Origin of the sequence: Flavobacterium sp. 2 (assembly GCF_049949195.1) — a bacterium.
GTDB lineage: Bacteria > Bacteroidota > Bacteroidia > Flavobacteriales > Flavobacteriaceae > Flavobacterium.
This window is the reverse complement of sequence record NZ_CP188206.1, coordinates 2,603,713-2,622,333: the sequence shown is the minus strand read 5'-3', so window position 1 is coordinate 2,622,333 and position 18,621 is coordinate 2,603,713. Positions and strand designations below refer to the sequence as shown.

The 18,621-nt window shown below is 35.3% G+C and carries 13 protein-coding genes; 4 read left to right on the top strand and 9 right to left on the bottom strand.

The features are described 5' to 3' along the window. The first annotated feature begins 96 nt into the window (after nt 1-96). Both ACNFIH_RS11250 and ACNFIH_RS11245 read left to right on the top strand, forming a co-directional pair. A complete protein-coding gene (locus ACNFIH_RS11250) occupies nt 97-579 on the top strand; it encodes a DUF6252 family protein (protein WP_426486686.1) in 483 nt (160 codons plus the stop codon). Between the two features lie 132 nt (nt 580-711). Then, nucleotides 712-1,062 carry an RNA recognition motif domain-containing protein gene (locus tag ACNFIH_RS11245; protein WP_035646091.1) on the top strand — a complete coding sequence of 117 codons (351 nt, stop codon included), beginning with the start codon at nt 712-714 and terminating at the stop codon, nt 1,060-1,062. Nucleotides 1,063-1,203: 141 nt separating this feature from the next. Here the strand turns inward: ACNFIH_RS11245 and leuB are convergent, their stop codons facing one another. The 7 genes from leuB to ACNFIH_RS11210 all read right to left on the bottom strand — a co-directional run bounded on the left by leuB (nt 1,204) and on the right by ACNFIH_RS11210 (nt 9,058). Next, entirely contained in the window at nt 1,204-2,265 is a 1,062-nt protein-coding gene (gene leuB, locus ACNFIH_RS11240) for a 3-isopropylmalate dehydrogenase (protein WP_426486685.1), read from the bottom strand. Nucleotides 2,266-2,423: 158 nt separating this feature from the next. After that, nucleotides 2,424-3,944, bottom strand: a complete 1,521-nt coding sequence (locus tag ACNFIH_RS11235; RefSeq protein ID WP_426486684.1) for an alpha-isopropylmalate synthase regulatory domain-containing protein — start codon at nt 3,942-3,944, stop codon at nt 2,424-2,426. Between the two features lie 47 nt (nt 3,945-3,991). Next, complete coding sequence (locus tag ACNFIH_RS11230; RefSeq protein WP_426486683.1) at nt 3,992-4,564, bottom strand: O-methyltransferase; 573 nt, start codon at nt 4,562-4,564, stop codon at nt 3,992-3,994. Nucleotides 4,565-4,656: 92 nt separating this feature from the next. After that, entirely contained in the window at nt 4,657-5,253 is a 597-nt protein-coding gene (gene leuD / locus ACNFIH_RS11225; RefSeq protein ID WP_308095522.1) for a 3-isopropylmalate dehydratase small subunit, read from the bottom strand. Between the two features lie 94 nt (nt 5,254-5,347). Then, nucleotides 5,348-6,742, bottom strand: coding sequence for a 3-isopropylmalate dehydratase large subunit (leuC, locus tag ACNFIH_RS11220; protein WP_115888021.1), 1,395 nt, complete (start codon nt 6,740-6,742; stop codon nt 5,348-5,350). A 518-nt stretch (nt 6,743-7,260) separates the two neighbouring features. Then, a complete protein-coding gene (locus tag ACNFIH_RS11215) occupies nt 7,261-8,181 on the bottom strand; it encodes a helix-turn-helix domain-containing protein (RefSeq protein WP_426486682.1) in 921 nt (306 codons plus the stop codon). 73 nt (nt 8,182-8,254) lie between these two features. Beyond that, nucleotides 8,255-9,058, bottom strand: coding sequence for an SDR family oxidoreductase (locus ACNFIH_RS11210; protein ID WP_426486681.1), 804 nt, complete (start codon nt 9,056-9,058; stop codon nt 8,255-8,257). A 334-nt stretch (nt 9,059-9,392) separates the two neighbouring features. Between ACNFIH_RS11210 and dnaE the strand changes: the two genes are divergently transcribed. Next, a complete protein-coding gene (dnaE, locus tag ACNFIH_RS11205; RefSeq protein ID WP_426486680.1) occupies nt 9,393-13,931 on the top strand; it encodes a DNA polymerase III subunit alpha in 4,539 nt (1,512 codons plus the stop codon). 178 nt (nt 13,932-14,109) lie between these two features. Beyond that, nucleotides 14,110-15,042 (top strand): outer membrane beta-barrel protein, encoded by a 933-nt coding sequence (locus ACNFIH_RS11200; RefSeq protein WP_426486679.1) that lies wholly within the window; start codon nt 14,110-14,112, stop codon nt 15,040-15,042. Nucleotides 15,043-15,140: 98 nt separating this feature from the next. Here ACNFIH_RS11200 and ACNFIH_RS11195 read toward each other — a convergent pair whose 3' ends face one another. Both ACNFIH_RS11195 and ACNFIH_RS11190 read right to left on the bottom strand, forming a co-directional pair. Continuing rightward, the gene (locus ACNFIH_RS11195; protein ID WP_142450108.1) at nt 15,141-16,136 is read right to left on the bottom strand and encodes a Gfo/Idh/MocA family protein; all 996 of its coding nucleotides are present in this window, start codon (nt 16,134-16,136) and stop codon (nt 15,141-15,143) included. A gap of 304 nt (nt 16,137-16,440) precedes the next feature. Beyond that, complete coding sequence (locus ACNFIH_RS11190) at nt 16,441-18,549, bottom strand: prolyl oligopeptidase family serine peptidase (RefSeq protein ID WP_426486678.1); 2,109 nt, start codon at nt 18,547-18,549, stop codon at nt 16,441-16,443. Between the last annotated feature and the right edge of the window lie 72 nt (nt 18,550-18,621).

The window sequence follows — 18,621 nt, the reverse complement described above, 5'->3', positions numbered from 1 at the left end:
TTTTCAGAAGAAATTCAGTCCTTTTTTTATTGTTTTTAAGTTGAAATTTGAGATATTTATTTCAAATGCAATACTTTTGCATCAAATCCACGAAATATGAAAAAATACTTTTATTTTTTATCGCTTCTTTTTGTTGTTACATCTTGTACTGAAGATATAAAATTTAATAATCCCGCATTTCAAGGCTTAAAAGACGATGTTTTTTGGAGAGCTGTCGCTCATAAAGCTTATTTTTCTACAAATGGTAATTTAATTATTGAAGGTTCTTTAGGTTATGAAAAAGTTACATTACAAGTGCCTTCTAATTTAGAAAAAACGTATATTTTAGGTGTAAATGATATTTCGAAAGCATCTTATGCAAATACTTTTCCAGAACGTTTAAATGATTTTTCGACTGGAACAAAAAAAGGAAGTGGCCAAATTGTAATTACGGATTATGATGCTGAAAGCAATACTGTTTCGGGTACATTTAAATTTACTGCCATAAATTCGAACACTACGGATGTTGATAATCCGAAAGTTAATTTTACAGAAGGTGTTTTTTACAAAGTTCCAATTGGCCCAAGTGTATTATTTTAAGTTTTTTGTTTAAAGTTTATTTGGTTTTGTTGTTATAGGTTTTGAAATCTAAATAAAAACATAAATAAACTAATATATAGTAGATTACAGAAAAATAAGACTACATTTGCTACATATTATAAATAAGTACATATGAACATTTTTGTTGGAAGCCTTCCATTCAGTATTGAGGAAGCAGATTTAAGAGAGTCTTTCGAGGCTTATGGAGCAGTAGATTCAGTTAAAATTATCACTGATAAATTTACTGGAAGAAGCAAAGGTTTTGGTTTCGTAGAGATGCCAAACGATGCGGAAGCTCAAAAAGCAATTGATGAATTGAACGGTGCTACTGTTCAAGGTCGTTCAATTGTTGTTAATAAATCTGAACCGAAACCTGAAGGTGAAAGAAGAAGCTTCAATAACAACCGTGGAGGTGATTCTCGCGGAGGTTACGGAAACAACCGTGGTGGAAATGACCGTGGTGGTAACAGAGGAGGATATTAATATTTTTTTCTAAATATATAAAGGGATCAATGAAAATTGATCCCTTTTTTTATGCGGTAATTTTTCTGTAGAGGCGCACAGCAGTGCGTCTAACATACCGAGAAGACGCACTGCTGTGCGCCTCTACGATTTCTTTTATTATTACAAATTAGCAACTAACCAGTCACCAACTTCACTTGTTTTATAAGCTTTTGATCCTTTTGAAGCTAAATCTTCTGTAACGACACCTTCTGATAAAGATTTGTTTACAACAACTCTGATAGCCTCAGCTTCGTCTTTCAATCCGAATGCATCTTCAAACATCATTGCTGCAGATAAAATTGTTGCTAATGGATTTGCAATATTTAATCCTGTAGCTTGTGGGTAAGATCCGTGGATTGGTTCGTATAATGAAGTGTGCTCTCCAACAGAAGCAGAAGGCATTAATCCCATTGAACCTGAAATTACAGAAGCTTCGTCAGTTAAAATATCTCCAAATAAATTTTCTGTAATTAATACATCATAAGAATTTGGCCATTGTACTAAACGCATGGCAACAGCATCAACAAATTCGTAAGAAACAGTAACTTCTGGATAATCTTTTTCCATTGCCTGAACTGTTTCTCTCCATAAACGTGAAGTTTCCAAAACGTTTGCTTTATCAACGCAACATAATTTTTTGCTACGTGTCATCGCTAATTCAAAACCTTTTTTAGCTAAACGTTGTACTTCTGCACGCGTGTAAACACAGTTGTCAAAAGCAGTTTCTCCACCGTCTTTTCTTCCTTTTTCTCCAAAGTAAATTCCGCCTGTTAATTCTCTTAAGAAAACTAAATCTGTTCCTTCAATTCTTTCTCTTTTTAAAGGAGAATTGTCAATTAAAGAAGGGAAAGTAAATGTTGGACGTACGTTGGCAAATAATCCCAATTTTTTACGCATCAACAATAAGCCTTGTTCAGGACGAACTGGAGCGCTTGGATCGTTATCATATTTCGGGTGACCAATTGCTCCAAATAGAACAGCATCGGCTTTCATACAAATTTCGTGCGTTTCATCTGGATAAGGAACTCCAACTGCGTCGATTGCGCAAGCTCCAGTCAAAGCAGGAGTCCAAGTTATTTCGTGATTGAATTTTTTTGCAATAGCATCAGATACTTTTACAGCTTCATTTATTACTTCTGGTCCGATTCCGTCTCCGGCTAAAAGGGCTATGTTTAATTTCATTCTATATTTTTTTAAGGTTCTAAGATTCTAAGGTTCTAAGATTCTAAGGTTTTACTCTTATTGTCTTAGTTTTTAATTTTTTTAAGGTTTGAGTTTTTTAAGATTCTAAGCTCAAAGAAAAAAATCTTAGCACCTTAGAATCTTAGTAGCTTAGCACCTTAGGCAATTACATTCAACATTTTCTGTGTTGCAATAATTGCTGCAACGGTTTGATCTGAGTCTAATCCGCGGGTTTTGAATTCTTTTCCGTTGTTGACCCATGTTATGATGGTTTCGCACAACGCATCAGAACTACTTCCTGGCGGGATTCTAACTGCGTAATCAATTAATTTTGGAAGCGTTAATTTTTTGCTTTTGTAAATTTTAGATAAAGCATTCATAAAAGCATCAAATTGACCGTCTCCTTGTGCGTTTTCTTCAATTATTTCTCCGTTTAGATTTAAGGATAAAGTAGTTGATGGTCGCATTCCTTTAGAATGAACCAACATATACGATACAATAGTAATTTTTTCTTCATAAGTGTGACTGTCCAAAACATCTGAAATAATGTATGGAAGATCTTCTTTAGTAACGGTTTCCTTTTTATCGCCCAATTCGATAATTCTTTGGGTAACCAATTTCAAATCTTCCTGATTTAGTTTCAAACCTAATTCTTGAAGATTTTTCTCGATATTGGCTTTTCCAGAAGTTTTTCCGAGAGCGTATTTTCTTTTTCTTCCAAAACGTTCCGGAAGTAAATCATTAAAATATAAATTGTTTTTATTATCTCCGTCAGCGTGGATTCCGGCTGTTTGAGTAAAAACGTTATCACCAACAATTGGCTTATTAGCAGGAATTCTATATCCTGTAAAAGTTTCCACCAGTTTGCTTACAGAATACAAAGATGTTTCTTTGATATTGATGCTAACTTCTGGCAAATAATCATTTATAACGGCAACAGTACTTTCAAGTGGTGCATTTCCTGCTCGTTCTCCCATTCCGTTTACCGTCACGTGAAGTCCGTTGATACCGGCTTTTATAGCTTCCATAACATTAGCAACACTTAAATCGTAATCGTTATGTGCGTGGAAATCAAAATGAATGTTTGGATATTTTGCTCTGATTTTAGAAATAAATTCAAAAGCCAAAGACGGAATCAAAACGCCTAAAGTATCAGGAAGTAAAATTCTTTTAATTGGCTGAGTTGACAAGAAATCTAGAAATTGAAACACATATTCAGGAGAATTTCGCATTCCGTTGCTCCAGTCTTCCAAGTAAACATTGGTTTCAATATTGTTTTCTTTTGCTAAAGCGATTATTTGAGCGATTTCAGAAAAATGCTGTTCAGGAGTTTTTTTTAATTGATGCGTTAAGTGATTCATTGAACCTTTCGTCAACAAATTTTGCACTTTGGCGCCGGCTTTTTTCATCCAGTCGATTGAAACTCCTCCGTCAACAAAAGAAAGAACTTCAATTCGGTTAATATAGCCTCTTTCTTCAGCCCAAGAAGTAATGCCTTTTACGGCCTGAAATTCTCCTTCGCTCACGCGTGCAGAAGCAATTTCGATTCTATCAATATTTAATTCCTCCAACAACAATTGCGCAATGGTTAGTTTTTCTGCAGCAGAAAAAGATACTCCTGAGGTTTGTTCACCATCACGAAGTGTCGTATCCATTATTTCAATTTTTCTTTTTTCCATTATTATATTGTTTGCTTTTTATAATAAGCATGTGTAATCTTAATGTCTTATATTTTTGTTATCAGAATTAAACCTGTTGACCAGCACATTTTTGTCAACTGAATGTCTTTTCTGTTTTCTAATTCCTGAACAAGTTTTTCGACATTTTTATCATGATTTGTCGGCCAGTTTTTTTGTGGCAACATATCATCAATCAAATAAATTCCGCCTGGATTTAATAGTTGTAATGTTTCTTCTAAAACTGCATATTTGCCAGGCCAGGCATCAGCAAAAATTAAATCGAATTTTTTGCCTTTATAATTTAAAATCCAATTTTCTGCATCTTCACAAACCAATGAAATGTTTGATTTTTGAAAATACTTTTTTGCAATGTTTTGATATTCTGAAGAATTGTCAATCGAAATTAAATTCGAATTTTCGCTCATTCCTTCAACCATCCACGCAAGTGATAATCCAGTTCCGGTTCCTAATTCAAGAAAATGACCGTCTTTTTTTGTTGCTGATAATGTTCTAAGAAAGCTTCCTGTCTGTAAATCGGACGGCATTGAAAACGAAATTTTCTCAGAATCACTTTTGATTTCCGAATAAAATTTTGGTAAAACAATGCTGTTGTCATTCATCTTAGAGATTTTTATCAGAATTAAATTAAAAGCAGTTACGAAGTCCAACTTTAAGGTTGAAACTTGCGTAACTGCGTTTGAGTTGGTTGTGTTTAGTAAGGAAGTTTATCAGCAAAAGCTTTAATATCTTCCTTCATATCTTGTAAATAATCAATGTCGTCAAAACCATTGATCATATTGTTCTTTTTGTATCCGTTAATAGCAAAAGATTCTTGTTGACCAGTTGCCAATAAAGTAATCGTTTGGTTTGGAAGATTGATTTCTAATTCTGTTTTTGGATCAGCTTCGATTGCTTTGAAAATAGTTTCAGCAAATTCAGGGCTGATTTGTACTGGCAAAACACCAATATTCAAACAGTTTCCTTTGAAAATATCAGCAAAGAAACTAGAAACTACAGCTCTAAATCCGTAATCGTAAACTGCCCACGCAGCGTGTTCTCTTGAAGATCCAGAACCGAAGTTTTTTCCTCCAACTAAGATTTGTCCAGAGTAAGTAGAATCGTTTAAAACGAAATCAGCTTTTGGAGTATCGTCTCCATTATATCTCCAGTCTCTGAAAAGGTTGTCTCCAAAACCTTCACGTTTTGTAGCTTTCAGGAAACGAGCTGGGATAATTTGATCTGTATCAACGTTTTCAATTGGCAGTGGCACTGCACTGCTGGTAAGTATAGTAAATTTATCGTATGCCATTGTTTTTTGCTTTAGGCTGTAGGTTATAAGTTTTAGGCTTTTTCTACAGCATTGTTTTTGTATTGAATTTTTAGCTTAGAGCTTACAGCGAGAATTAAAATAATTCTCTTGGGTCTGTTAGTTTTCCTGTAACAGCAGCTGCAGCGGCCATAATTGGACTTGCAAGAAGCGTTCTTGAACCAGGACCTTGACGACCTTCAAAGTTTCTGTTTGAAGTACTTACTGCATATTTTCCTGCAGGAACTTTATCGTCGTTCATTGCTAAACAAGCAGAACAACCAGGCTGACGTAATACAAAACCAGCTTCAGTTAGAATATCTAAAATTCCTTCTTCTTTAATCTGTGCTTCAACAACGTGAGAACCCGGAACTAACCAAGCCGTAACATTATCTGCTTTTTTTCTTCCTTTTACAATTTCAGCGAAAGCTCTAAAATCTTCAATACGTCCGTTTGTGCAACTTCCTAAGAAAACATAATCGATTTGTTTTCCGATCATTACATCATCTTCGTGGAAGCCCATGTAAGCCAAAGATTTTTTGTAAGTTTCCTCACCGCCTTCAACTTGATTTGCACTTGGGATATGTTTTGTGATACCAATTCCCATTCCTGGGTTTGTACCGTAAGTAATCATTGGTTCGATATCTTCAGCTTTAATGTTTAATTCAGCATCAAAAACAGCATCAGCATCAGTTTTCAAAGTTTTCCAATATTCAACAGCTTTTGTCCAAGCTTCTCCTTTTGGAGCGTAAAGTCTTCCTTCAAGGAAATCGAAAGTAGTTTGGTCAGGAGCAATCATTCCTCCACGAGCACCCATTTCGATACTTAAATTACAAACTGTCATACGGCCTTCCATAGTCATGTTTTCAAAAACATCACCAGCATATTCAACAAAATATCCTGTTCCTCCCGAAGTAGTCAACTGAGCAATAATATAAAGTGCAACGTCTTTTGGGCCAACACCTTTGCTCAATTTACCATTTACGTTGATACGCATTTTCTTTGGTTTAGGTTGCATAATACATTGAGTAGAAAGTACCATTTCAACCTCAGATGTTCCGATACCAAAAGCAATAGCTCCAAAAGCACCGTGAGTAGACGTATGCGAATCTCCACATACAATAGTAGCACCTGGCAAAGTAATTCCGTTTTCAGGACCCACTACGTGTACAATTCCATTTTTTTGGTGGCCTAATCCCCAGTGCGAAATTCCGTATTCGTTAGCATTGTCTTCAAGAGCTTGTAACTGATTAGCAGAAAGTGGGTCTTGAACTGGTAAATGTTGGTTTATGGTTGGTGTATTGTGGTCGGCAGTAGCAAAAGTACGTTGTGGGTATAAAACGTTAACGCCTCTTGATTTTAATCCTAAAAAAGCAACAGGACTCGTAACTTCATGAATGAAATGGCGGTCAATAAAAAACACATCTGGTCCATCTTCAATTTTACGCACTACATGTGAATCCCATACTTTGTCAAATAATGTCTTACTCATTTTTTATTTTTTTTAATTGTAATTTCTATAACCACAGCAATTTCCTGTTCATTATAATAGCAAAACAAAAGTAAAAAAAGATACAAAAGCGTCAATTTCGATATTTCATTATATACGATACCCAAACCGAATTACAAATTGCCAACAAGCTTTTGCAAGTTAAATTTTGGCAGAAAAATGATTTAGAAAATGACTTTGTTTTTCTTTTTCGGCTTTAATTTTATTTGATTGTTTTTTGTTTTAATAGTTTGCAAATTTATCTCAAAATCACTATAAAATATAAGAATTTAATTGAAAAAATCTAACAAATTGAATAAAAATAGTAATAATTATCAGTTTTGATTTCTTTGCAGAAAGTACGCTTTTTAAGTTTTTTAAAGCTTTTAAAGGAGTTTTTTGGACGTTATTTAGATTCAATAAACTATCTAAATACTACGACATCCAAGAAGTGTATTTTTATGAAATTTTATGTTTTTTTGAGGCAAAAACTGATTTTTTGAAGATAATAGTTTGGAAGATTAATTCAATGAGTTTTTAAATTCTAATGGCGTAAGACTCGTTTTCTTTTTAAATAATTTACTGAACGACTGAGGATATTCAAAACCCAATTGATAGGCAATTTCTGCAACAGAAAGATTGGTAGTCATCAGGAAATCTTTTGATTTTTCAATTAGTTTGGAATGAATATGCTGTTGCGCATTTTGCCCCGTTAAATTGCGAAGCATGTCGCTTAAATAATGACTGGAAACATTGATTTGTGAAGCAAGAAAATCAACCGAAGGCAAACCTCTTTTTAACGTTTCGGCGTTATTGAAATAATCATTTAAAGTATTTTCAACTTTTAATAATAAGTCGTTGCTGATTGTTTTTCGGGTAATAAATTGACGTTTGTAAAAACGATTACTGTAATTAAGTAAAACATCTATATAAGAAACAATTACATCCTGGCTCATTTCGTCAATAGCGGTATGAAGTTCGTTTTCGATACTATTCAATAATCCTAAAATAGTGGTTTTTTCGCTGTCAGAAAGGTGTAGTGCTTCATTGGTATCGTACGAAAAGAAACCATATTTTTTGATGCTTTTTCCTAAAGGGTAATTTCGAATAAAATCAGGATGAAATAGAAGTGTGTAACCACCATATTCGGCACCTTCTTCGTTTTCAGTAAAGATTAATTGATTGGGAGAAGAAAACATCAATCCGCCTTCATTAAAATCATAATAACCTTGTCCATAACCCATTTTTCCATTGGTAGAAAACTTGTAGGATACTTTATAAAAATCAAGTAAAAAAGCATAATTGGCTAAATCTTCATTTACGACCAATTGCGTATTGTCTACTAAACTAACCATTGGATGAAGTGGTTTTGGCAGTCTAAGCAGGTCATGAAACTGTGATATAGACGAAATTTTTGCAGGATTGTTTTTCTTGTTTTCCATGATATAAAAGTATGAAATTAAAAGATTTCTACCGTTCAGGTTTTAAAAAACTAAACGGTAGAAATCTAACTTATTATGCTCCCAAAAACTGTTTGCCAAATGCCGCACGAAAAACTTCGTCGCCTTGTTCCAGTCTTTGTTGATAAAGAGCTTTTGCATCTTCTCCGGCTACATATCTTAGTTTGGTTTTTCCATCTGTTGCAGCTTCGTAAACAACATCGGCAATTTGTTCTGGTGTTGATGCCATTTCAAACATAACGTCTACATTTTCAAACATTTTATTTGCCATTGCTTCGTATTCTGGTTTAACTCCGGTGTCAAGGGAACCGTGAAGGAATTCTGTTTTAATTCCGCCCGGAGAAACCGTTTTAATGTCTATTCCAAATTGATTTAATTCAAATGCCATACTTTCGCTCCAGCCTTCTAATCCCCATTTTGTAGCATGATAAACAGATCCTAAAGGAAAAGAAATCAATCCGCCAATAGAAGTTGTTGAGATAAATAATCCGTTTCTTTTTTCTCTGAAATAAGGAATAAAAGCATTTGTAACACGGATAGTTCCCAACAAATTAGTATTTAATTGTTTTGTGATTTGATCATCTGAAAAACTTTCCAAAGGACCAATCAAACCATAGCCAGCGTTATTAAAAACGACATCAATATCGCTTAATGCAATCGCTTTTTGAACCGTACTTTGGATTTGCTCATAATTGGTAACGTCTAAAGGTAAAAGTGTTACGTTTTTTAATTGAGAAAGTTCAGTTTCTTTTTCCGGAGTTCTCATTGTTGCGATTACATTCCATCCTTTTGCTTGAAATAATTTTGCTGTTGCTTTTCCTAAACCTGATGATGCGCCTGTGATAAAAATTGTTTTCATGATTATTATTTTTTAATTGTTATAATTTGATGAAGCAAAGTTCAGGATACACTGCAGCTTAAAAGTGTTCATTTTGGTCTAATGAGTATCCAAAATGAATAATCGGAGTTTTTTAAGAAAAAAAGAATCAAATTCGGCTGTTTTTGCATTTAGAATGCCGAGATGTTAATTCTGTTTTTGTTGATAACTTCGTTTTTCATTCACTTAAAAAAAAGCGTAAATTTGAATTCCTCCGATTTTTCATTTCGCATTTTGTTATGTTTCATGTTGTCAATGTTTTGCAGCATGTAAGATTTGGAATTTGGAGCTTTAAAATTTGACTTTTTACAACTCTATGTATTTAATATTCGATACCGAAACAACCGGATTACCAAAACGCTGGGATGCCCCGATAACCGATTCAGATAACTGGCCTCGCTGTATACAGATTGCGTGGCAGCTTCATGACGAAATGGGACAGCTTATCGAGCATCAGGATTATTTGGTAAAACCAGAAGGATTTAATATTCCGTATGATGCCGAGCGTATTCACGGAATTTCAACTGAATTGGCGGAAGCCGATGGAATCTCGCTGGCCGAAGTTTTAGAGAAATTCAATATCGCTTTAAGTAAAACCAAATTTATTGTCGGACAGAATTTAGGTTTCGACGTGAATATTATGGGAGCCGAATTCCATAGATTGGGAGTGGAGTCTCAAATGAGTTCTATGCCCGTTTTGGATACTTGTACCGAAGTTACGGCCTCATTATTACAGCTTCCGGGAGGTCGTGGAGGAAAATTCAAACTTCCAACTCTTACGGAATTACACAGTTATCTTTTCGACCAGCCATTCGCGGAAGCGCACAACGCAACTGCCGACGTTGAGGCAACTACGCGTTGTTTCTTGGAATTGGTTAGAAGAGAGGTTTTTACAAAAGAAGAATTAGACGTTCCAAAAGAGTATTTCAGAGAATTTCAGGAAAGAAATTTTGAGCCATTTAAGCTTATTGGTTTAAAACACATCAATTTAAAAGCAGCTTCTGATAAAATCAGAGAACAACTTAAAGCTTTAGCTGGAGAAGGTCAGCAAGCCATTGTTTCAGAAGAAGATAAAGCTGATTTTAAAGCGGCAAAATTTGCGCATTTGCACAATCACACACAGTTTTCGGTACTTCAATCGACTATCGGAATTGGGAATATTGTTGCAGCAGCAGCCAAAAACGGAATGCCAGCCGTTGCCATGACCGATACCGGAAACATGATGGGAGCTTTCCATTTTGTGAGCGCCGTTATGAACCACAACAAAGCCGCGTCTGGAAAAAATAAAGCTTTAGTTGAAGCTGGAGAAGAACCAACAGAAACAGAAGTAAAGCCAATTGTAGGATGTGAATTTAATATCTGCGAAAATCATTTAGATAAAAGCAAAAAAGACAACGGTTATCAGGTTGTTTTGATGGCCAAAAATAAAGCGGGTTATCATAATTTGGCTAAAATGGCTTCAATTGCCTATACCGAAGGATTTTATTATGTTCCGAGGATTGACCGCAAAATTGTCGAGCAATATAAAGGAGATATCATGGTTTTGTCTGGGAATTTATACGGAGAAATTCCGAGTAAAATCCTGAATATCGGTGAAAACCAAGCCGAAGAAGCGTTGATTTGGTGGAAAGAACAATTTGGCGAAGATTTCTATCTGGAAGTAATGCGTCATAATCAGGAAGATGAAAATCGTGTAAACAAAACACTGATTGAATTTTCGCAAAAACACAATGTCAAATTAATTGCGACTAACAATACCTATTATTTAAATAAAGAAGATGCCAATGCCCACGATATTTTACTTTGTGTAAAAGACGGTGAAAAGCAGGCAACGCCAATTGGACGTGGACGTGGCTATCGCTACGGACTTCCAAATCAGGAATATTATTTCAAGTCGGAAGCAGAGATGAAAAAACTCTTTGCCGATTTACCAGAAGCCATTATCAATATTCAGGAAATTATTGATAAGGTAGAAGGATATTCACTTTACCGTGATGTATTGCTTCCAAAATTTGATATTCCGGAAGAATTTATAGTTGCTGAGGATGAAGCTGACGGAGGTGTTCGTGGTGAAAATAAATACTTGCGCCATCTTACTATGGAAGGTGCTAAAAGACGTTACGGAGAGATTACTGAATCGATTCAAGAGCGTTTAGATTTTGAGTTATTGACGATTTCAAATTCAGGATATCCTGGTTACTTTTTGATTGTACAGGATTTCATTGCTGAGGCTAGAAAAATGGATGTATCCGTAGGTCCAGGCCGTGGATCTGCAGCAGGTTCAGCCGTTGCATACTGCCTCGGAATTACCAATATTGACCCGATTAAATACGACCTACTTTTTGAGCGTTTCCTAAATCCGGATCGTGTATCCATGCCCGATATTGATATCGACTTTGATGATGAGGGTCGTGGTCGTGTAATGGATTATGTAATCAACAAATACGGCCAAAAACAGGTTGCGCAGATTATCACTTATGGTAAAATGGCGACCAAATCGGCGATTCGTGATACGGCGCGTGTACTGGATTTACCATTGTTCGAAGCCGATAGAATCGCAAAACTGATTCCAGGAATGATGCCGTCAAAATGGAATTTGGCGCGTTTTATTTCGGAGAGTGAAGAGGAGGTGAAAAAAGCCCTTCGTTCGGACGAATTTGATAATGTAAAAGAATTAATTGCGATTGCCAATGAAGATGATTTGGCAGGAGAAACCATTCAGCAGGCAAAAATTCTGGAAGGATCGATGCGTAACACGGGAATTCACGCCTGTGGAGTAATCATTACGCCGTCGGATATTACGAATTACGTTCCCGTAACAACCGCAAAAGATTCTGATTTATATGTAACACAGTTCGACAACTCGGTTGCAGAAAGTGCGGGATTGCTGAAAATGGACTTCTTGGGTCTGAAGACCCTTACGCTGATAAAAGATACTGTAAAACTGGTAAAATACAGAACAGGAATTGATCTAGATCCTGATACTTTCCCGATTGATGACGAAGAAACGTATGCGCTTTTCCAAAGAGGTGAAACCGTTGGAATCTTCCAATACGAGTCACCCGGGATGCAGAAATACATGAAAGATCTGAAACCAACGGTTTTTGGAGATTTAATTGCCATGAACGCATTGTATCGTCCGGGACCTTTGGAATATATTCCGTCTTTCGTTCGAAGAAAAAATGGAGACGAGGAAATTAAATACGATTTAGATGCCTGTGCCGAATACTTATCTGAAACCTACGGAATTACGGTTTACCAAGAGCAGGTAATGCTTTTGTCTCAGTCTTTGGCAGGATTTACAAAGGGTGAGGCCGACGTCTTGCGTAAAGCGATGGGTAAGAAACAAAAAGACGTACTAGATAAAATGAAGCCGAAGTTCGTTGAACAAGCAGCAGCAAAAGGTCATGATGCCAAAGTTCTAGAGAAAATTTGGAAAGACTGGGAAGCCTTTGCGAGTTACGCCTTCAACAAATCGCACTCGACTTGTTATGCTTGGATTGCGTACCAAACTGCTTATTTGAAAGCACATTATCCTGCCGAATATATGGCTGCGGTACTTTCGAATAACATGAACGATATCAAACAGGTTTCGTTCTTCATGGAGGAATGTAAACGTATGGGATTACAAGTTCTTGGACCAGATGTAAACGAATCATACTATAAATTCACGGTAAATGACGATTATGCTGTTCGTTTCGGAATGGGAGCGATTAAAGGTGTTGGTTCTGGAGCTGTAGAAACCATTGTAGAAAATAGAAAAGACGGAAGATATAAATCGATTTTTGATTTGGCAAAACGAATTGATTTGCGTGCGGCCAACAAAAAAGCGATTGAAAATTTAGCATTGGCCGGAGGTTTTGATTCATTCGAAGGAACAACCAGAGCGCAATATTTCCATGATGATGGCGACGGAATTACTTTCTACGAAAAAGCAATGCGCTACGGATCGAAATTTCAGGAAAATGAAAATTCCTCTCAAGTAAGTTTGTTTGGAGAAACCAGCGAAGTACAAATCGCTGAACCAGTCGTGCCTCCATGCGAAGATTGGAGCACGATGGAAAAACTGGCAAAAGAAAAAGAGGTTGTTGGGATTTATATTTCTGGACATCCATTGGATGATTTTAGGTTTGAGATGAAATACTTCTGCAATGCTCGTTTAGAAGCTTTGAAAAGTATGAACGAATATGTAGGTAAAAATCTAAACTTCGCCGGCATAATCAATAACGTACAGCATAGAGTTGCTAAAAACGGAAAAGGCTGGGCGGTATTCAATCTTGAAGGTTATGACGAAAGTTATGAGTTTAAAATTTTTGGAGAAGAATATTTGAAGTTCCGCCACTTCTTGATTCAGAATAATTTTGCTTACCTGAAAATTTTGATAAAAGATGGTTGGGTAAATCATGATACAGGAAAAAAATCAGATCCGAGAATGCAGTTTGTTGAGATTCGTCAATTGCAGGATATTTTGGAAGCTTTCGCTAAAAAACTGATTGTATTATTAAATATTAAAGATCTTCAATCAGAATTCATTCATAAATTAAGTCATTTATTTAATGAAAATAAAGGCGATAATACGGTGAGTTTTGAGATTATGGAAATTGAAAACATAAAACGTCTCGTTGAAGTTGAAACGACAAGTGAATTCGAAGATGACGAAAATGCTGTTTTTGAAGACGACAATGATGATAATGAAGTAAGCGCAGGAGAAGCTAAAATGCAGGAAGTAAAAGAGGTCGAAGAAGTAAAAGTTGTGACTAAATTAAGCATGCCAAGCCGACGATTAAAAATCAAAATTTCTGCTGAATTATTACAGGAATTGGAGAAAATGCAAATCAATTTTAAACTGAACTAAAAATTTAACAGTTAAAATTTAGTGGAATGTAAAATTTTAATGTTAAAAATATGCATGCATACTACTTTTTTAGTAATATTGCCCGAAATTACAACGATTTCGTTCCAAGTCTAACAATGCAGACCAAAAGAATATGTTAAAATATTCTAAGTTTGTATAAATTAATTAAATCAGAATTATGAAAAAGAACCTATTTTTATTAGGATTATTAGTTTGCTCTATGGCTACAATGGCGCAGACAGAAAAAGCAGACAAACCAGAAAGCTGGTATTTTAAATTAGGAGGATCTTATTTTATCCAGACTGCTGCTGCTGAATTCCCAACTGTATCTGGGGCATTGCCTAATACAGATGTTTATGGTGCAGATGGTACAACTTTAATTTCTAGAGAAACTAATCATGGTTCTTTCGGACAAGGATTCCGTACAGGTTTAACGGCTGGATATCGTTTTACACCACGTTTAGGTGTCGAGTTAGGATTTAATTATTTTAACAGTGCAGATAAAACGATGGTTGAAACAACTCACAGATTAGTAGCTGCGGGACCAACTTTTGTAAATGGTAAAGCAGTAGGAAAACTTGAAGCTTATGATATTGCGCCTGCGATCGTTTTGTTTTTAGGACAAACTCATGGTTTTGAACCTTATACTAAAGTTGGAGTTATCGTTCCTGTTCATGGAACATTGGATATCGAAACTACTAGAACGTATACAAATCCAGCAGGAACAACAGAAACTTATTCAAAAGATGTTATTAAACCAAACCCAACTGTTGGTTTTACAGCAGCATTAGGTACATCTTATAAGTTAGGTACACATATCTCTCTTTTTGCTGAAGTAGAATACCGTAACTTTACAGTGCACGGAAAAACAAAAGAAACAGAAATATATACTGAAAACGGTGTAGATAAATTAAATACTCCTACAAGTTTCCGTCCAGATGCATCATATTCTGCAAGCCATACTAAATATGTAGAACAAATTAATACTACGTCAAATAGTAAAGTAACTAATGCAGCAGGTTTTGACAATACAAAAGCAACTGATGATATTAGCTCTTATGTTGGAATTTCTGGTTTAGGATTAACAGTAGGTCTTAAATACAGCCTATAATTTTCCAAAGCTTTTATAGTTTATAAAAAAGAGGATATTCGAAAGAATATCCTCTTTTTTTATGCTCACTTTTGTTATTACAAGAAATGAAGCAATAACTATTTGGAAGAATTCCTAAACTCCTTCAAAACTTCATCAATAACCCAAGTTGTTCTGGCTCCAGAAATTCCTTTTGATGGTGAAGCATTTTCTTCTCCTAAAAGTTCAGCAATCACAGTTTCAATAAATGGCTGCTGAATATGAAGCGGATTTTCAATCAAAATACTTTCTTTTTCTCCATTTGTATATTGAATATGAATCGGATCATTTCCAAAAGTCGAAAACGAGATTTTTCCTTTATCTCCGACAATTTCGGTATTATCATAACGCTCAAAACTCGCAAAATTCCATATTCCCGATCCGTGAATCCCGTTTTCGAATAAAAATGACATTGAAACTGAATCTTCGGCTGGATAAGCCAATAATTGTGAAGTCGCATGCCCGCGAACTGATTTTATCGGACCTAAAACAAAATCAAGAAAATCTAAAGTATGACAGGCTAAATCGACGAAAATCCCACCTCCTGAAATATGAGGTAAAACAGTCCACGGAAGATTGATTTCATCATCATAACGTTCTTCAAAAGGATGATATAAAACGCAATTTACGTGTCTGATGTTTCCTAGTTTTCCTTGATCAATTATTTCTTTTATTTTTAAAAATCGAGGTAAAGCTCTTCTGTAATAAGCAACAAATAAAGGAACATTATGCTCTTTGCAGGCAGAAATCATTTCGTTGCATTCTTCGAAAGTCAGTGCCATAGGTTTCTCGACGTAAACAGGTTTTCCTGCTTTGGCGCATAAAATAGTGTATTCTTTATGAGAAGATGGAGGCGTAGCAATGTAAACCGCATCCACTTCCGGATCATTGATTAAATCTTCAGCATTTGAATACCATTTGGGAACATTATGGCGTTTAGCGTAATCTTCGGCAAGCGCAGCATCTCTACGCATAACAGCAACTAAAGCTGAATTTGAAGCTTTCTGAAAAGCAGGGCCGCTTTTAACTTCGGTTACATTACCGCAGCCAATGATTCCCCATTTTATAATTTTCATCGTTTGGTTTTTTAGTTATTCAAATTTAAAAGAAAAAAAGTTAGCCACGAATTCACGAATTTATTTTAATCTGTATGTTTAAAAATTCTGTATCGATTGCATGAATTCATTTCACGCTCCCGATAGCTATCGGGATAAAAAGATTTAAGCATATTAACATAGATTTTTATTTTAATCTGCTCAATCTGCAAAATCTGCGGAAAAAAAGGAAAAGAAAATTTGTTCAATTTAAAACAAAGAAAAAGCCACGATATTCAGAAAATAATTCGTGAATTCGTGGCTATAAATTTTTAGTTTAAAAGTCTTATTTCGAAGGTAAAGCTTTAAAACCCATATTGTAAAGTGTGAAAGCCTGAATGTCTACATTTTCTTGAATTGTAGCAGCAACAGATTTTCCTGCACCGTGACCAGCTTTAACATCAATTCTAATCAAAACCGGATTTTCTCCAACTTGTTTTTCTTGCAATTCTGAAGCAAATTTAAAACTGTGCGCCGGAACAACACGATCATCATGATCTCCAGTTGTTACCATTGTTGCAGGATAATGAGTTCCCTGTTTTACATTATGAACTGGAGAATATCCTTTTAAATATTCGAACATTTCTTTGTTGTCCTGAGAAGTTCCGTAATCAAAAGCCCATCCTGCACCCGCAGTAAATGCATTGTAACGAAGCATATCCATAACTCCAACTGCTGGTAAAGCCACTTTCATTAAATCAGGACGTTGTGTCATAGTTGCGCCAACTAATAAACCTCCGTTAGAACCTCCACGGATTGCTAAATAATCAGATGAGGTATATTTTTGAGCAATTAGATATTCTGCAGCAGCGATAAAATCATCAAATACATTTTGTTTTTGTTGTTTTGTTCCTGCATCGTGCCATTTTTTTCCATATTCACCTCCACCTCTTAAATTGGCAACTGCGTAAACACCTCCGTTTTCCATCCAAACGGCATTTGCAATACTGAAACTTGGTGTCAAACTAATGTTGAATCCGCCGTAACCGTAAAGGATTGTTGGATTTTTACCGTCTAATTTTGTTCCTTTTTTATACGTAATAATCATCGGAACTTTTGTGCCGTCTTTTGAAGTGTAAAAAACTTGTTTTGATTCATAATCTTCACTTTTGAAATCTACTTTTGGTTTTTGATAAATTTCAGATTTTCCAGATTTTGGTTCAAATGAGTAAATGCTGATTGGCGTTGTATAATTGGTAAAACTGTAATACAAGGTTTTTTCGTTCTTTTTTCCGCCAAATCCGCTAGCAGTTCCAATTGCAGGAAGTTTGATTTCACGAACTAATTTTCCGTTGTAATCATATTGTTGTACAAAAGAGACTGCGTCTTTAGTATAATTAGCGAAAAAGTAACCTGCACCAATTGAAGGCGATAGAATATCTTTGGTTTCTTTGATAAAATCTTTCCAGTTTTCTGGTTTCGGATTTGCGGCATCAACTGTTACAACACGTTTGTTTGGAGCGTTAAAATCAGTTTCGATGAACAGTTTGCTTCCTTCGTTTTCAATAATGTTATTATCGCTGTTGAAATTGTCAACAATAGTAACAATCGGACTATTTGGTTTAGTTAAATCTTTGATGTACAATTCATTTCCGTAAGTAGAATTCGCAGCCGAGATTACTAAATAATGGTTGTCTTCGGTAACATAACCGCCGACATATCTTCTTTTTTGATCAGCACCAAAAATCACTTTGTCTTCTTTTTGAGAAGTTCCCAATTTGTGGAAATACAATTTATGCTGATCTGTTTTTGCTGAAAGTTCGCTTCCTTTCGGTTTGTCATAACTAGAGTAGTAGAAACCTTCATTTCCGTGCCATGAAATACCGCTGAATTTTACATCAACTAAAGTATCTTCCAAAACTTTTTTAGAAACGGCATCAATAATAATTACTTTTCTCCAGTCGCTTCCACCTTCAGAAATTGCATAAGCGGCTTTTGAACCATCTTCAGAAAAATCTAGTCCGCCAAGTGAAGTTGTTCCATCTTTAGAAAAAGTATTCGGATCTAAGAAAACTTCTTCCTTGCCATTTTGATCTTTTCTGTAAACTACAGATTGATTTTGAAGTCCGTTATTTTTTGAATAATAAGTAAATTTTCCTTCTTTATAAGGGGCTTCTATTTTTTCATAATTCCAAAGCTTCTCAAAACGCTTTTTAAGTTCATCACGAAAAGGAATTTTATCTAAATAACCATAAGTAACTTCGTTTTGAGCTTTAACCCAAGCTCCCGTTTCAGCCGATTTGTCGTCTTCAAGCCAGCGGTAAGGATCGCTTACTTTTGTGTCAAAATAAACATCAACAGTTTCGCCTTTTTTGGTTTCAGGATATTGAATTTTATTTTGTCCAAATGAGATTCCTGCGGTTGTAATTGCCATTAGTAAAAATGTTTTTTTCATATTTAAGTTTGTGGTGTTAACAAAAATAGCACTTTTTGTGAGAGTGAAGAATATTTAACCGCAAAGTGCGCT

Coding starts and splice junctions, on each gene's coding strand:
- ACNFIH_RS11250 (WP_426486686.1), top strand. CDS start 97: ATGAAAAAATACTTTTATTTTTTATCGCTTCTTTTTGTTGTTACATCT.
- ACNFIH_RS11245 (WP_035646091.1), top strand. CDS start 712: ATGAACATTTTTGTTGGAAGCCTTCCATTCAGTATTGAGGAAGCAGAT.
- leuB (WP_426486685.1), bottom strand. CDS start 2,265: ATGAAATTAAACATAGCCCTTTTAGCCGGAGACGGAATCGGACCAGAA.
- ACNFIH_RS11235 (WP_426486684.1), bottom strand. CDS start 3,944: ATGGAAAAAAGAAAAATTGAAATAATGGATACGACACTTCGTGATGGT.
- ACNFIH_RS11230 (WP_426486683.1), bottom strand. CDS start 4,564: ATGAATGACAACAGCATTGTTTTACCAAAATTTTATTCGGAAATCAAA.
- leuD (WP_308095522.1), bottom strand. CDS start 5,253: ATGGCATACGATAAATTTACTATACTTACCAGCAGTGCAGTGCCACTG.
- leuC (WP_115888021.1), bottom strand. CDS start 6,742: ATGAGTAAGACATTATTTGACAAAGTATGGGATTCACATGTAGTGCGT.
- ACNFIH_RS11215 (WP_426486682.1), bottom strand. CDS start 8,181: ATGGAAAACAAGAAAAACAATCCTGCAAAAATTTCGTCTATATCACAG.
- ACNFIH_RS11210 (WP_426486681.1), bottom strand. CDS start 9,058: ATGAAAACAATTTTTATCACAGGCGCATCATCAGGTTTAGGAAAAGCA.
- dnaE (WP_426486680.1), top strand. CDS start 9,393: ATGTATTTAATATTCGATACCGAAACAACCGGATTACCAAAACGCTGG.
- ACNFIH_RS11200 (WP_426486679.1), top strand. CDS start 14,110: ATGAAAAAGAACCTATTTTTATTAGGATTATTAGTTTGCTCTATGGCT.
- ACNFIH_RS11195 (WP_142450108.1), bottom strand. CDS start 16,136: ATGAAAATTATAAAATGGGGAATCATTGGCTGCGGTAATGTAACCGAA.
- ACNFIH_RS11190 (WP_426486678.1), bottom strand. CDS start 18,549: ATGAAAAAAACATTTTTACTAATGGCAATTACAACCGCAGGAATCTCA.